Raw genomic sequence first — 12,987 nt, forward strand, 5'->3', positions numbered from 1 at the left:
CGGTGGGTGGCTGGTCGGTGGGGAGGGTGTAGAGCATCAGGTACAGGTCGTCGACGGTGAAGTCGGCGCGCAGACCGCCCTGGGCTTGTGCGGTGCGGATGAGCCGGCCGAGGGCCTGGGTGACGCGGGTCTCCACCTCCTGCATGGCGGGGTGGGCTGCGTGGTCGGCGCCGAGCGCGTACGAGGCTGCTTTGACGGCGCGGTTGTGGGCGACGGTGTCCATCACACGGCTGAGGAAGCCGGTGAGCTCCGCCATGGCGGGTGAACCCTGGCTCTCGCGTTGCAGGCACTCTTCGGCGTCGTCGGCGAGTGTTTCGAACGAGGCGGCGACCACGGATGCGACCAGGTCGCTCTTGTTCGGGAAGTGCTTGTACAGGGTTCCGACCGCGACGCCCGCGGCAGCGGCGATCTGCTCCATCGACACCTCGGGCCCGTGCTCGGTGATCTGCTCATGCGCCGCGGTCATGATCCGGGTGCGGTTGCGGGCCGCGTCGGCACGCAGCGGTCGGGGTGAGGTCATGAGGGCGGCCCTCCGGAACCATTTGACGAAAGATGAATGATGCTTCACTCTACAACATGAAGCGTCATTCACCTTATGGAGGTTGATCATGGCCAGCACGACCGACCGGTGGACCGAAAAGGACATCCCTGCCCAGGACGGCAAGGTCGCCGTCGTCACCGGCGCCAACAGCGGCCTCGGGATGCAGACCGCGCGGGCCCTGGCCGAGCATGGCGCGCACGTCGTCCTCGCCGTGCGCAACCTCGACAAGGGCCGCGAGGCCCTCGCCCGCATCAGCGAGCGCGCCCCGGGCGCCAAGCTCAGCCTCCAGCGCCTGGACCTCGCCTCCCTCAAATCGGTACGCACGGCCGCCGATGAGCTGCACACGGAGCATCCGAAGATCGACCTGCTCATCAACAACGCGGGCGTGATGTTCACACCCCGGCAGAAGACCGAGGACGGGTTCGACATGCAGTTCGGGGTCAACCACCTCGGGCACTTCGCGCTCACCGGCCTGCTGCTGGACCTGATGCTGCCCGTGCCCGGCTCCCGGGTGGTCACCGTCAGCAGCTTCGGCCACCGCATCCGGGCCGACATCCACTTCGACGACCTGCAGTTCGACCGCTCCTACAACCGGGTTGTCGCCTACGGTCAGGCCAAGCTGGCCAACCTGATGTTCACCTACGAACTCCAGCGCCGCCTCGCCCCGCACCACACCACCATCGCCGCCGCCGCGCATCCCGGCGTGTCGGATACCGAACTCATTCAGAACATGAGCGGCCTGGTGCGCAAGGGGTCCGAACTGGTCCAGCCTCTGCTGACCCAGCCGGCCGCCATGGGAGCGCTTCCCACCCTGAGGGCGGCCACCGATCCCGCCGTCACCGGAGGCCGGTTCTACGGCCCCAACGGCGTGGGCGGAACCCGCGGATACCCCGAGGTGGTCGCCTCCAGCAAGAAGTCCCACGACACGGCCGTCCAGCAGCGCCTGTGGGCCGTGTCCGAGCAGCTCACCGACGTCCGGTTCTCCGTCTGAGGCCTCCCCCGCGATCCGGCCGACCAGGAGGAGAGAGTCGGCCTGCGCCGCTACTCGCGGACCCCGGAGGACCTTGGCCGACTATGCCCCTGGCGGCGTGGGCACCGGGACGGCGGTAGGGCACACCGGTGACAGCAGGGTCAGCGGCGCGCGTCGCCGGGTGCGAGCAGGCTGGTGACCTCGGCGATCGCTTCCGCCGACGGGTGGAAGTAGCGCCGTACGTTCTCCGGCTTCTCGTGCCGGGACTTGGCCATCAGCATCGGCAGTCTGGCCCCGGCCTCGCCGAGGTGGGTGAGTCCGGAATGCCGGTATTCGTGCAGGCCCCAGCCCGTGCCCGGTACGCCGCCGATGGCCGTGTGCGCATCCAGCAGGGCGCGGGTCTGGCCGTAAGACAGCCGGACCAGCCCGGTGTCCGGGCACACGTCACGCGGCGCGATGACCTTGCCGGGACCCGGCTTGCGGTGGGTGACGAACACCGGCCCCCGCGTACGGCCCTTCAGCAGGCGGGGCAGCAGCCGGGCGGTGCCCGCGTCCCAGTAGACGGTCTCCAGCTGGCTGGGTTCCTCGGGGAACCGGCAACAGTTGATTAGGCGATCACACCAGTCTCAGCCCCCATCTACACTGCAGATGAGACACTTTCTCGTGGGACACAGAAGTTGCTCACATAACCTCACACAGCTCGCGTACGGCGGTCTCGGTGACGGGTTCGCCGGGTTCGTTCTTGCCTACGGGGAGATCCCACATCCCTCGCCCGAACTTGGCGTGCTCACCGCGCTGGAGGAGAAGGACCCGGCCTGCGGCCTTGTCGTGGACGATGACGGCGGCGACGAGCAGAGTCATGGAGAAGAGGAAAGCACGCTCCTCCCGGACGATCCTCACCGGAGGACGACAACCCCGCGCCGTTCCAACTCCGTCAGCAGCGCCGAGGGCGGGTCACAGTCGTTCCACCGCAGGTCCAGTTTCTCCAGGGACGGCATGCCCGACACCCAGTCCGGCAGCAGGGTGAGGCGGTTGCTCCGCAGGTCGAGTTGACGGAGGAGGGGCAAGTCGGCCAGTACCTGCGGGAGTTCGGCGAGGGCGTTCTCCCGTAGATCCAGGTGACGCAGTTCGTGGAGGCCGGCCACGGACGACGGCAGGCGGGTGATCTCGTTGCCCCTGAGCCAGAGTTCACGCAGGTTGCCGAGGGCCCCGATGCTGTCGGGCAGGGTCGTCAGCCGGTTGTGCTGGGCCCGCAGCTCGATGAGACCGGCCATGCTGCCGATGGCCTCGGGCAGGGCGGTGAGCGTGTTCTCGCCGACGTTGAGATAGCGCACCCGGGTCAAGTTCCCGAGCGCGTCCGGGAGTTCGGCCAGGTCGTTGTCGTGCAGGTAGAGGCAGCCGTCGAGGGCGGTCAGGTCGCCGAGTTCGTCGGGCACCGAGGTGAGGTGGTTGTGCCCGAGGTCCAGGGTGGTCAGCCGGTGCAGTCGTCCGATCCCGGGCGGGAGGTCGGTGAGTGCGTTGTCCGCGAGGATCAGGACCTGGAGTTCGGTGCGTTGCCAGACCGACTCCGGTACTTTTCCCAGCTGTTGGCGCCATAGGTTCAGTACGTGGGGCACGACGTGCTCGCCTTTCTCGACAGCGCGGCGGACGAAGGGAACACGCGACCGTGACGACCCTCGCGGTGACCGGCCACATCGACCTGACCGAGGACAGCATCCCGCTGATCCGCACCGCACTGGCCAACCTGCTCACGCGGTACGCCACCGACGGCCGACTCATCGGCGTCTCCTGCCTCGCCGAGGGCGCCGACTCCCTCTTCGCCGAGGCCGTCCTCACCGCCGGCGGCCGTCTGATCGCCGTGATCCCCTCCCAGGACTATCGCCGACGCGAGGTCAAGCCCGACCAGGCCCCCCTCTTCGACCACTTCGTCGCATCCGCCGAGGAAGTACTCGTACTCCCCCGCACAACGGCCGACCGCCAGGCATACGAAGCCGCCAACACCGTCCTCCTCCAACGCGCCGACCGCCTCGTCGCCGTATGGAACGGCGCACCCCCCACCGGCGAGGGCGGCGGCACCGCGGACACCGTCCTCGAAGCCCGGGCGGCCGGCCTCCCCGTGGACGTCGTATGGCCGGACGGCGCCGCTCGCCGAGGGTGAGGGCGTTGCCCGCAGGGCGCGGAGTCCGATGACGGCCTCGGCACCAGCCAGCCCCCCGCACACGACACCGGCTGTGTGTACGCGGAATCCCCGGTGGCTCAGCCCCCTGAACCCCCCTCGGCCGGAACCCCGGTGATGGCCTGCGCCTCCTGCCCGATCATCTCCCGCAGCGGCACGCCGTCGCGGTTGCTGAGGATGACACCGACCCAGCCGGTGTCCGGGTAGATGTCCCAGTTGGCGCCGACGCCGGGGTTGCCGCCGGCGCGCTGGTACATCCACTGGCCGTCGACGATGGAGACCGGAATCCCGTACGCCCCGAACGACGCCGGTCCATGGGGGATCTTGGCGGCGGTGAGCACGTCGGCCCAGGGCCGCTCCAGCACCGTGCCGTCGCCCAGCGCGTGCGCGAACCGGACCAGATCCGGCGCGGTGGCGAAACCGCCGTCCCCGGGCGCGTCGATGAAGGCGCGGCCCGGATTCTTGCCCAGGACGTCCGGGTCCGGGCTGCTCCTGTCCAGGTTGCGGACGGCGTCCACCACGCTGCCGTCGGCCAGCTGCATGTACGGGTGCGCGATGTGCTCGTCGGTGAGCCACTGCGGCCTCGTGCGGAACCCCGAGCCGGTCATGCCGCAGCGCCCGAAGATGTTCTCCCGCACGTAGTCCCAGTACGTCCTGCCGGTCACGGCCTCCACGATCAGCGCGGAAAGGGTGACCTCCGCCTCCTCGTGGTCGGTGTCGGGAACGCCCGGGACACCCACGAGTCTCGCCTGCCGGGCCCGCCGCTCGTAGTACGCGTGCACCTCGTCCCGGCTCCGGAAGACCCGTCGCACGTCCTCATCCGGGGCGTCCAGCCCGGAGGTGCCGGACAACAGGTGGTGGATGGTCACCCGCTCGGCGATCTCCTCGGCGAGGCCCTTCAGATGGGTCCCCACCGTGTCAGACAGTTTCACCCTGCCCTGCTGCGCCAACTGCAGGACGGCCACTGCCCCGAACGGCTTCCCCGCCGAACTGAGGCTGAACGCGATGCCCTCGTGGTTGGCGATCCCCTTCTCCTCGTCGGCCATGCCGTAGCTGCGGGACAGCACCGTCCGGCCCCGGTGCGACAGCAGCACCACGCCGGAGAACCTGCCCTCGGCGGCCAGCTCCGCCACATACCGGTCGTAGGCTCCGCCGGGCCGGGTGCCGGGCGGGATCGGGTCGGTCGGGGCGCGGTTGGGCATGGCCTGGTCGGTCGAGGCCTGGTCGGCGTAACCGGGCTGGGCGCCCGCCGGCGACGCGGCTGCCACCCCGCCGACGGCCGCCAGCCCGCTCCACCCGAGCAGCCGCCGCCGACCGACATCGCGTACGGAATCCGAGTCCATGCTCACAGTCCCTCCCCGTTCCCGTTCCCGATGGACGAACTGACCGTTGACGCACGGTGGTTCGTGCCTCCACTGAAGGCGGGGGACTGTTGCGGGGGCGTATGCGATTTTCGATACGGCCGCGATACGGGTTCCGGGACGCGCGCTGACTCAATGTCCGCTCACGCATCGCTCACGCGGGGTCGGTGCCGGCCGGCAATACACCGGCCAGGGACTCCAGTGACGGGCGGCGACCACGTTCCACGTGCACGAAGGCGAGCGAGGCGGCGAGTTCGGTGTCGCCGGCGCAGATCGCCTCGTACAGCTCGCGGTGTTCGGTACACAGGACGCCGGGGTCGCGGTCGGAGGTCAGCCGGAACAGCCAGCGCACGCGGGCGCTGATGGGCGCCATCATCGAGTTGAGCAGGCGGCTTCCCGACAGCCGCACGATCGCCTCGTGGAAGGCCGCGTTGGCGGCGGCGATCTCGGGCTGCCGACCTTCATCCGTGGCGAGTTCGGCGCGGGCGAAGGCGGGTGAGAGCAGCGCGGAGGCACGCTCGGCCGCCTGCCCACTGGCGAGCCGGGCGGCGAGCACTTCGAGGCTTGTGCGCACGCTGAACAGCTCATCGATGTCGCGCAGGGTCAGCTGCGTGACCATCGATCCGCGCCGGGGCAACGTCGTGATCAGCCCCTCGGCTTCGAGCTGGGGCAGGGCCTCGCGGATCGGGATCCGGGAGACGTCCAGGCGCTCCGACAGCTCGCGCTCCAACAGCCGCGTGCCCGGCGGCAGTTCGCCTTCGATGATGCCGTCGCGCAGGTACTCGTAGACCTTGTGGACCAGTGAGCGGCCGTCGGCGCCGGAGGAGTCCGTGAGTGACATGGCATACAAGATAGCCGAGGCTCCGCTTGAGCCATCAAGACTCGTGATCGATCTCCACTCCGCACGACCTCGCCAAACAGCCACTCCCACCTGGTGTTTTTACAGGCATGGAACCTGAACGGCCCACCTCTTACGTCGAGTTAACATCGCAGCCCTGTAGCCGCCGAACCGCCGTTGGTATACCAATAGCACTCACTGGTTGACGGAGGCACTCATGGATCGCACCGCACCAAGTCCCCTGAAGATCACGACCACGACCGCACCCCAGGCATCCCCGGCGCGCCCCGCCACCAACACCCTCGCGCGGACCCTCGACGAAGCCGGCTTCACCCGGGCCCAGTTCTGGGTGCTCATGATCATCCTGGCCGGGATGTTCTTCGACACCCTGGAGCAGAACTCCGTGGGCGCGATGGGCAGCCTCATCAAGTCGTCCCTGCACATCGGCAACAACGAGCTGACGGCGATCAACAGCTTCACCGTGATCGGCGGCCTGATCGGCCGGTTCGCGGGCGGCTGGATCGCCGACCGCCACGGCCGCCGCACCTCGCTCAGCGTCAATCTCCTCGTCTACACCCTGGGCGGCCTGCTCAGCGCCGTCGCGATGAACTACCCCACCCTGCTGGCGAGTCGGCTCATCGTGGGGATCGGCCTGGGCGGCGAGTTCACCATCGGCATCGCGATGCTGTGCGAGATGGTCGCCACCCGCCACCGCGGAACGCTCGTCGCCATCCTCAACGTCGGCTCCGGCGGCGTCGGCAACTTCCTCTCCTACGGCCTGTTCCTCCTGCTCCTGGGACCGCTCGCGCCCGCGCTCGGCGGCGACCACCTGGTGTGGCGCTGGACGTTCGTGATCCTCGCCCTGCCCGCCCTGATCGTGGTGGTATACCGATGGCGCCTGCCGGAGACCCCCCGCTTCCTCCTCTCCCAGGGCCGCGTCGACGACGCCAACCGCTCCCTGGCCCGGCTGACCGGCGACCGGCTCGACCCGAAACACGTACCGGCGTCCGTCCCGCCCGTACTGACCGAGGCGGACATCCCCGCCCGGCAGGTCAAGACGTCACCGGCCGCGGTCTTCGGCCCCTCGGTCCTGTCCCGTACGGTCACCATCGGCGCCGCGTCCTGGATGGCGTTCGGCGCCCAGGTCACCCTCAACTTCCTGATGCCGACGCTGCTGACCGAGCGCGGCTACACCCTGTCCGACAGCCTGCTCTACACGATGATCATGAACGTCGGCTCGCTGCTCGGGGCCTGCGCCTCGGCCCTGCTCGCGGGCCGCTACGGCAGGCGGTCGGTCATCGGCGTGGCCGGCGGCCTGGGGTGCCTCACCGCCGTTGCCTTCGCGGTGTTCGCCCATCAGACCGCGGCGATCCTCGTCCTCGGCGCGCTCTTCCAGTTCTTCACCATGCTCACCAACACCACCCTCGCCGTCTGGTCCCCGGAGCTGTACCCGACCCCGATCCGGGCCAGCGGCACCTCCATCGTCAACGGCATCGGCAACATCGCCGGAGCCGTCATGCCCTTCGCCGCCGTCGCCCTGTGGGACCGGTTCTCCTTCGCGGGCGTCTTCGGGATGGTCGCGGTGATGTACGCGGCGCTCGTGATCGCCTCCCGGTTCGCCCCCGAGACCCGCAGCCGCACGCTCGAAGAGGTCAACGAGACGACGGCCCCCACCCCGACCCACGCCTGACCAGCACCATCGGCACCCGCACCGCCGTACGCCATCCCCCTAGAGAGGACGAACAACATGGACAAGCTCACGATCTCCGCCACCGCCAACGGCCTGAACTACCTGCCCGAATACCTCGCCGACCAGGAAGGCCTCTTCCACGACGCGGGACTTGAGGTCACCGCCGTCGCCCGCGACCCCTGGACCGGCGTCCTCGACGACCTCGAAACCGGCCACGCCGACATCGCGCTCGGCGGCCTGTGGGTGCCCGCCATGTACGCAGGAAGCGAGCGCGAGCTGAGCGTCGTGTGCCAGCTCAACCACCAGTTCCCCATGGCCATCGCGGTCCGGGTGGGCAGCAGCGGCGACTTCGCCCTGGAGGACCTGCTCGGCAAGGTGGTCCTGGCCCCCGGCGCGGGCGGCAGCGCTCCCTACGAGTTCACCGCGGGACTGCTGCGCGAGGCGGGCGTGGACCCGGCCGGCATCCGCTTCGTCCGCGACCTGTCCACGGCGATGCTCGTGGAGCTGTTCACCGCCGGACTCGGCGACGCCATCATCGCCGACCTGGTCACCGCCACCGAGCTGGAGGCGTCGGGCACCGCCCGGATCGTCTTCCGGCACCTCGACGACGGCGGCATCATGCCCAACAGCGTCTACTACTGCCGCACCGACCGCGTGGCCGAACTCCGCGACCACATCACCCGGTTCACCGCCGCCATCGACGCGGCGATGCGCCTCGTACCGACCGTCGACCCGCACACTGTGGACGGCATCCTCAAGCGGCGCTGGCCCGAGAAGGACCAGGGCATCCTGCGCGAGGCACAGCGCCAGATGGCGGCCAGCGCCGTATGGGACACCGTGGCGATCGACGAGACGGCCAGCGACCGCTGGATGCGCATCCTGGCGGAGGGCGGCCTGGTGCGCTCCGCGCCTTCCTACGCCTCCCTCGCCGACGACAGCTTCATGGCGGACTACCGATGACGCTGCTGCTCGGCTCCGCCGACCTCACCGGGCTGGTCAGCCGCGCCGAGGTCATCGCGACCGTACGCACCGCCTTCATCGATCTCGCCGAGGGCCGGGCCGAACAGCCCGCCCCCGTGGCCTTCCCCGGCACCGGCACCACACAGTTCCTGCCGATGGCCGCGACCTCCCACCGGCTCGGGCTGTCGGCGGTCAAGGTCATGTCCGACGCCCCCGACAACCGCGCGGCCGGCCTGCCCACCCAGCGCTCCACGGTCCTGCTCCTGGACGCGCGCACGGGAGAGTGCCTCGCCGTACTGGACGGCGAGGTCGGCACCCGGACGCGTACGGCGGCGGCGAGCGCGGTGGCCACCGACGCACTCGCCCGCCCGGACTCCCGCGTGCTGGGCCTGGTCGGCGCGGGACGGCTCGCGATCGAACACGTCCACGCCCTGCGGGAGGTGCGCGCCCTCGACACCGTGCATGTGTGGTCCCGTTCCCCCGCCACCGTGCGCGCCTTCCATCACGCGGTGGGCGACCTCGTCGAGGTCGTCGAGGCGCCCGACCCGCGACGCGTGGTCGAGGCGGCGGACATCGTCTGCACCCTCACCCCCGCCCGGCTCCCGGTCGTCCACGGCGCGTGGTTCCGTCCCGGTTTGCACATCAACGCGGTCGGCGCGCCGCCCCGCCCCGACCACCGCGAGATCGACGGGGCGGGCATGGGCCGCGCCACCGTCGTCGTGGACAGCACCCCCACCCAACTCCTCAAGTCCGGAGAAGCCGTCCTCTCGATCGCGGAAGGCGCCACGACGACCGAGACCTTCAGCCGCGAACTCGGCGCGGTCCTGTCCGGATCGACCCCCGGCCGCACCACTCCACACGAGGTGACCCTGTTCAACTCGGTCGGCATCGCCCTCCAGGACCTCGCCTACGCGGCACTGGCCGTGGACCGCGCCCGTACCGCCGGAACCGGCATCAACACCCGCACGGCGTACGGCACTTCGGGCCTGCGCGTCACGGCGGGAGCGGGGGCGGCACGGTGACCGTCATCGCCGTGGTCAACTGCAACACCAGCACCGCCATGACCGAGACCATCGCCGCCGGCGCCCGCGCGGTCGCCCTGCCCGGCACGCGCATCCTGCCCCTCACCCCCGCCTGGGGCGTGGCCTCCGCCGAGGGATGGTTCGACAGCTTCCTCAGCGCGGCCTCGGTCCTGGACCTCCTCCAGAACCTCGATCAGCCGGTCGACGGAGTGGTCATGGCGGGCTTCGGCGAACACGGCCGCGAAGGGGCACGCGAACTCCTCGACGTCCCCGTCGTAGACATCACGGAGGCCGCCGCCCTGTACTCCCTGCTCCTGGGCCGCCGCTTCGCCGTCGTCACCACACTCGCCCGGGCCGCGGGCCAGATCGAGGACAGCCTGCGCACCGCCGGACTCCTCGACCGCTGCGCCGGAGTCTTCGCCACCGGCCTGGGCGTACTCGACCTCGAACTCGACCCGGCCACCACCGAGCAGGCGTTCGTCGACGCGTCCCGCCGGGCCATGGCCGCCGGCGCCGAGGTCATCTGCCTCGGCTGCGCCGGCATGACGGGACTGGACACCCGCATGACCGACCGGCTCGGCGTCCCCGTCGTCGACGGCGTCAGCTGCGCGGTCGCACTCGTCGAGTCACTGGCCCACCGCCGCCTCACCACCAGCAAGAGCGGAACGTACGCGGCTCCCCTGCCCAAGCTCCGCACACTCAGGTAGGAGGCCCCGAGACTGAAACGGCGCCCGCGCCGACCAAAGTCGACTCGGACGCCGGCCTGAGGACAATGAACAGCTCATGGCCGCCTTACGCGAACGGCCCCGGGCCGGCAGCCTTACGCGAACGGCCTCGGGCCCACCGCGGGAGAAAGGCCGAGGGCCGCGCAGCGAGGCGTCACCAGAGAAAGCGATCACGCGGAACTCACGCGGAACACCGGGACCACGAGCAAGAGGCCGGCCCGGGCCGGTGGGCACGCCTGCTTCAGCCCGTGGCCGGTGGAGGGGACGATCCGGCGCGGCGTTCGTGTTCGGCGTTGATGCGCTGGGCTTCTTCGAGCTGGTCTTCGAGGACGATGATGCGGCAGGCGGCCTCGATGGGGGTCCCGCGGTCGACGAGCTCCCGGGCACGGGCGGCGATGCGCAGCTGGTAGCGGGAGTAGCGGCGGTGTCCGCCCTCGGAGCGGAGCGGGGTGATCAGTCGGGCTTCGCCGATGGCGCGGAGGAAGCCCTGGGTGGTGCCGAGGAGTTCGGCGGCCCGGCCCATCGTGTAGGCGGGGTAGTCCTCGTCGTCGATACGGCCGAACGAGTCGTCTGCTGTCATCTGCACCTCTCTGTGGAACGCGTCGAGGGGCCTTGGTGCCAATGGCACCAAGGCCCCGAAGGAACTGCTACACCATCCGCCGGCCCTGTTACTGCGCCGGCCTTCTGTTTCCGCAGCCCTGACCTGAATGCCGTCGGGGCTGCCGGGATCGCGGTTGCTTGACCGGAGACCACCTCACTGTCGATGTCCTGCGGTACCCGGGTTCAAGATGCCGGCCCGGGCGATCCTGATGGCGCTCGGCTCCTCCGTTCTTCCCTCTGGGATCAACTGCTTACAACTGGGTTACTGCGTACTGCTGGGTCCTGCGAACTGCACTTACAGGTACTGCCACTGCGGTCCTGCTCACGGCGGCCCCTGATCACCGCGGGCCACCCGGTCCGGTCGTCAGTCCCGTCGCCGTCCTGCGACTGCTCTGGCTTCGCGACTCCACCACCGCACCGTCCTGCGAACTTCACCTGCGTGTACTGCTGCCCGGCAGTTCGTGTCTGCCAGGCCCTGCTGTCTCTCTGGGCTACGAGAGAACCATAACCACGCCATCGCCAGGATGTCTACTCTGACAAACACAGATTTCCGCGCGTTCGACAGGGAGGTAGCCTCTCGTCCGCGCTGCGCATGGCGGGGGCGGTCCGCGGCACCCCGACCCTCAAGTGACGGCCTACCTCGGAGGTTTGCGGCGGCCGGCCGCGGGCCCGGAAGCCGCGGTCACCGTGCCCCCTGGTCGTGTCCGAGCTTGTCACCCACGCCGCGCGTCACGGCGGCGGCACCTGACCTGAGCGGCGGCACCCGGGGGGCTTCGGCCGGCACATGGTCGGCCGTCTCGCCCAGGCCACCGCGGTCACCCGCCGGGCCTGTGGCGGCAGGACGGTGAGCGCCCGCCTTGCCTGGTAGCGCCGCCGCTGAAACGGCACGATGGCCGGCAAATACAATCTGCCCCATGTCGAAGCCTGACGAGCTGCTCGTTGACATCGCCACCGTGGTGGAGTCCGGGCAGAGCAACCAGATGTCCCTGACCGTGGTCACCGGTGGCGCTGTCATCACCGGCCGGCTGGCTCCCGAAGCCGTGTGGAGGCGGAGGGTGTCGGAGGTACTGACGGATTCCGCCCGTCTGGGAGAGTTCTCCGCCGTCTTCGACACCCCCACGAAGGAGGAGGGGGTTCCCACTCATCTGCACTTCCATGTCGCCCGGATCCTCCAGGGCCCGGTGGGAATCCCGGAGACGGGCGGGATGTACCGGGTCGCGATCGACGACGTCAGCGCCTGGACCGTGGGCGACTTCAGCTATTCCGACCACTGAGAAACCGCGGCGACGGGGACCTATTGGACGCAGTGTGGGCCCGGCCGGCTTCCGCCGGTCGGGCCCACTGCTGTTCAGGTGTCGACTCGCGCCTGTCGCGTCGGTCGGACAGGCATGTCAGGCAGGCATGAGAGTGCCGAGCATCGCGGAAGCTTGCCGGAGCGGGCCGAGGATGCCTACGGGTCCGGCCTTGGGTGCGGTGCGGTGCGGCAGGTGAAGCCGAGCTTGGTCATCGCCCGGCGGACTTCGCCGGCGCTGAAGTCACGGCGGTCCTGGCGGGTGATGACCTGGCCGACCTGCTTGACGGGGTAGTGGCGGCGTCCGATGATCACGGACTCGCCCATGACCTGTCCGACCAGGGTGAGGCGGATCAGCGGGAGAGTGCGAGGGCGCCCAGGGCGCCGTCCTGCCCGTCGGCCACGGAGCGGGCGTACGGAGTGAGCGCGTCGGTCACCTGCTGCGCCGGCTCACGCGTCGGTACGAGGATCAGCCCCGGATTCCGATGAACCGGAGTGCAACATTTCCGAAGGCGCCGAGCGTACTCGGCGTGGCGGACACGAGTGGGCTCGACCGTCTGCGGGGCTCGCAGGTGCTCTGGGAGGCAGTTGGTCACAGCCTGTCGCCGCGCCTCCCGGTGGGCGGTGGTTCAGCGAGGGGTGTCGCTGCCTCGGCGGAGTTGGTCGGCGTGGCGGGCGATGCTGTCGATGCGGGCCGCGAGGTCGGGGTGGCCGGCCTTGAGGTGGGTGTGGGTGGCGGTGAGCGGGTCGATGAGGCCGGCGGTGTCGTTGTCGGCGAGGGCTTCGGTGAGACGGGCCAGGGGGGTGCGGGCC

13 protein-coding genes and 3 pseudogenes are annotated in these 12,987 nt (G+C 70.0%); 7 read left to right on the forward strand and 9 right to left on the reverse strand.

Going from position 1 to position 12,987, the window contains the following annotated elements:
- Window positions 1-520, reverse strand: a 520-nt coding sequence (locus AC31A1_RS32990) for a TetR/AcrR family transcriptional regulator (RefSeq protein WP_489656846.1), incomplete at its 3' end; no start/stop codon positions are given.
- Window positions 521-608: 88 nt separating this feature from the next.
- On the opposite strand from AC31A1_RS32990, the gene AC31A1_RS32995 reads away from it, so the two are divergent.
- The gene (locus tag AC31A1_RS32995; protein ID WP_086809300.1) at window positions 609-1,532 is read left to right on the forward strand and encodes an SDR family NAD(P)-dependent oxidoreductase; all 924 of its coding nucleotides are present in this window, start codon (window positions 609-611) and stop codon (window positions 1,530-1,532) included.
- Between the two features lie 140 nt (window positions 1,533-1,672).
- Here the strand turns inward: AC31A1_RS32995 and AC31A1_RS33000 are convergent.
- From AC31A1_RS33000 to AC31A1_RS33010, 3 genes and pseudogenes are all read right to left on the reverse strand, one after another.
- Window positions 1,673-2,083 (reverse strand): annotated as a pseudogene (locus tag AC31A1_RS33000) (site-specific integrase); the annotation flags it as partial.
- Between the two features lie 118 nt (window positions 2,084-2,201).
- Window positions 2,202-2,372 (reverse strand): annotated as a pseudogene (locus AC31A1_RS33005) (NUDIX domain-containing protein); the annotation flags it as partial.
- Between the two features lie 35 nt (window positions 2,373-2,407).
- Entirely contained in the window at window positions 2,408-3,127 is a 720-nt protein-coding gene (locus AC31A1_RS33010; protein WP_489656847.1) for a leucine-rich repeat domain-containing protein, read from the reverse strand.
- Between the two features lie 50 nt (window positions 3,128-3,177).
- Here AC31A1_RS33010 and AC31A1_RS33015 point away from each other — a divergent pair, with 50 nt between their 5' ends.
- Window positions 3,178-3,669: a hypothetical protein gene (locus AC31A1_RS33015; RefSeq protein ID WP_489656848.1), complete on the forward strand. Its 492-nt coding sequence runs from the start codon at window positions 3,178-3,180 to the stop codon at window positions 3,667-3,669.
- 98 nt (window positions 3,670-3,767) lie between these two features.
- Here the strand turns inward: AC31A1_RS33015 and AC31A1_RS33020 are convergent, their stop codons facing one another.
- Both AC31A1_RS33020 and AC31A1_RS33025 read right to left on the reverse strand, forming a co-directional pair.
- Window positions 3,768-5,030, reverse strand: coding sequence for a serine hydrolase domain-containing protein (locus tag AC31A1_RS33020; protein WP_489656849.1), 1,263 nt, complete (start codon window positions 5,028-5,030; stop codon window positions 3,768-3,770).
- Between the two features lie 172 nt (window positions 5,031-5,202).
- Complete coding sequence (locus tag AC31A1_RS33025; RefSeq protein WP_489656850.1) at window positions 5,203-5,889, reverse strand: GntR family transcriptional regulator; 687 nt, start codon at window positions 5,887-5,889, stop codon at window positions 5,203-5,205.
- A 214-nt stretch (window positions 5,890-6,103) separates the two neighbouring features.
- Here AC31A1_RS33025 and AC31A1_RS33030 point away from each other — a divergent pair, with 214 nt between their 5' ends.
- The 4 genes from AC31A1_RS33030 to AC31A1_RS33045 are packed head-to-tail and all read left to right on the forward strand — an operon-like array spanning window position 6,104 to window position 10,265.
- Window positions 6,104-7,576 carry an MFS transporter gene (locus AC31A1_RS33030; RefSeq protein ID WP_489656851.1) on the forward strand — a complete coding sequence of 491 codons (1,473 nt, stop codon included), beginning with the start codon at window positions 6,104-6,106 and terminating at the stop codon, window positions 7,574-7,576.
- A gap of 57 nt (window positions 7,577-7,633) precedes the next feature.
- Window positions 7,634-8,536, forward strand: coding sequence for an ABC transporter substrate-binding protein (locus AC31A1_RS33035; RefSeq protein WP_489656852.1), 903 nt, complete (start codon window positions 7,634-7,636; stop codon window positions 8,534-8,536).
- The gene (locus AC31A1_RS33040) at window positions 8,533-9,558 is read left to right on the forward strand and encodes an ornithine cyclodeaminase family protein (protein ID WP_489656853.1); all 1,026 of its coding nucleotides are present in this window, start codon (window positions 8,533-8,535) and stop codon (window positions 9,556-9,558) included. The genes AC31A1_RS33035 and AC31A1_RS33040 overlap by 4 nt, the downstream gene beginning before the upstream one ends.
- A complete protein-coding gene (locus AC31A1_RS33045; RefSeq protein ID WP_489656854.1) occupies window positions 9,555-10,265 on the forward strand; it encodes an aspartate/glutamate racemase family protein in 711 nt (236 codons plus the stop codon). The genes AC31A1_RS33040 and AC31A1_RS33045 overlap by 4 nt, the downstream gene beginning before the upstream one ends.
- Before the next feature lie 259 nt (window positions 10,266-10,524).
- On the opposite strand, the gene AC31A1_RS33050 is transcribed toward AC31A1_RS33045, so the two are convergent.
- A complete protein-coding gene (locus tag AC31A1_RS33050; RefSeq protein WP_489656855.1) occupies window positions 10,525-10,863 on the reverse strand; it encodes a MerR family transcriptional regulator in 339 nt (112 codons plus the stop codon).
- Window positions 10,864-11,797: 934 nt separating this feature from the next.
- On the opposite strand from AC31A1_RS33050, the gene AC31A1_RS33055 reads away from it, so the two are divergent.
- Window positions 11,798-12,157 (forward strand): hypothetical protein, encoded by a 360-nt coding sequence (locus tag AC31A1_RS33055; RefSeq protein WP_489656856.1) that lies wholly within the window; start codon window positions 11,798-11,800, stop codon window positions 12,155-12,157.
- A gap of 176 nt (window positions 12,158-12,333) precedes the next feature.
- Here the strand turns inward: AC31A1_RS33055 and AC31A1_RS33060 are convergent, their stop codons facing one another.
- Together AC31A1_RS33060 and AC31A1_RS33065 are read right to left on the reverse strand one after the other, a co-directional pair.
- Window positions 12,334-12,501, reverse strand: coding sequence for an SCO5918 family protein (locus tag AC31A1_RS33060; RefSeq protein ID WP_489656857.1), 168 nt, complete (start codon window positions 12,499-12,501; stop codon window positions 12,334-12,336).
- Between the two features lie 302 nt (window positions 12,502-12,803).
- Window positions 12,804-12,987 (reverse strand): annotated as a pseudogene (locus tag AC31A1_RS33065) (type III effector protein); the annotation flags it as partial.

It is taken from the genome of Streptomyces sp. P5F9 (genome assembly GCF_057961495.1).

Excerpts from the sequence above, each read along its gene's own strand:
- AC31A1_RS32995 (WP_086809300.1), top strand. The coding sequence starts at position 609 with ATGGCCAGCACGACCGACCGGTGGACCGAAAAGGACATCCCTGCCCAG.
- AC31A1_RS33020 (WP_489656849.1), bottom strand. The coding sequence starts at position 5,030 with ATGGACTCGGATTCCGTACGCGATGTCGGTCGGCGGCGGCTGCTCGGG.
- AC31A1_RS33025 (WP_489656850.1), bottom strand. The coding sequence starts at position 5,889 with ATGTCACTCACGGACTCCTCCGGCGCCGACGGCCGCTCACTGGTCCAC.
- AC31A1_RS33030 (WP_489656851.1), top strand. The coding sequence starts at position 6,104 with ATGGATCGCACCGCACCAAGTCCCCTGAAGATCACGACCACGACCGCA.
- AC31A1_RS33035 (WP_489656852.1), top strand. The coding sequence starts at position 7,634 with ATGGACAAGCTCACGATCTCCGCCACCGCCAACGGCCTGAACTACCTG.
- AC31A1_RS33040 (WP_489656853.1), top strand. The coding sequence starts at position 8,533 with ATGACGCTGCTGCTCGGCTCCGCCGACCTCACCGGGCTGGTCAGCCGC.
- AC31A1_RS33050 (WP_489656855.1), bottom strand. The coding sequence starts at position 10,863 with ATGACAGCAGACGACTCGTTCGGCCGTATCGACGACGAGGACTACCCC.
- AC31A1_RS33055 (WP_489656856.1), top strand. The coding sequence starts at position 11,798 with ATGTCGAAGCCTGACGAGCTGCTCGTTGACATCGCCACCGTGGTGGAG.
- AC31A1_RS33060 (WP_489656857.1), bottom strand. The coding sequence starts at position 12,501 with ATGGGCGAGTCCGTGATCATCGGACGCCGCCACTACCCCGTCAAGCAG.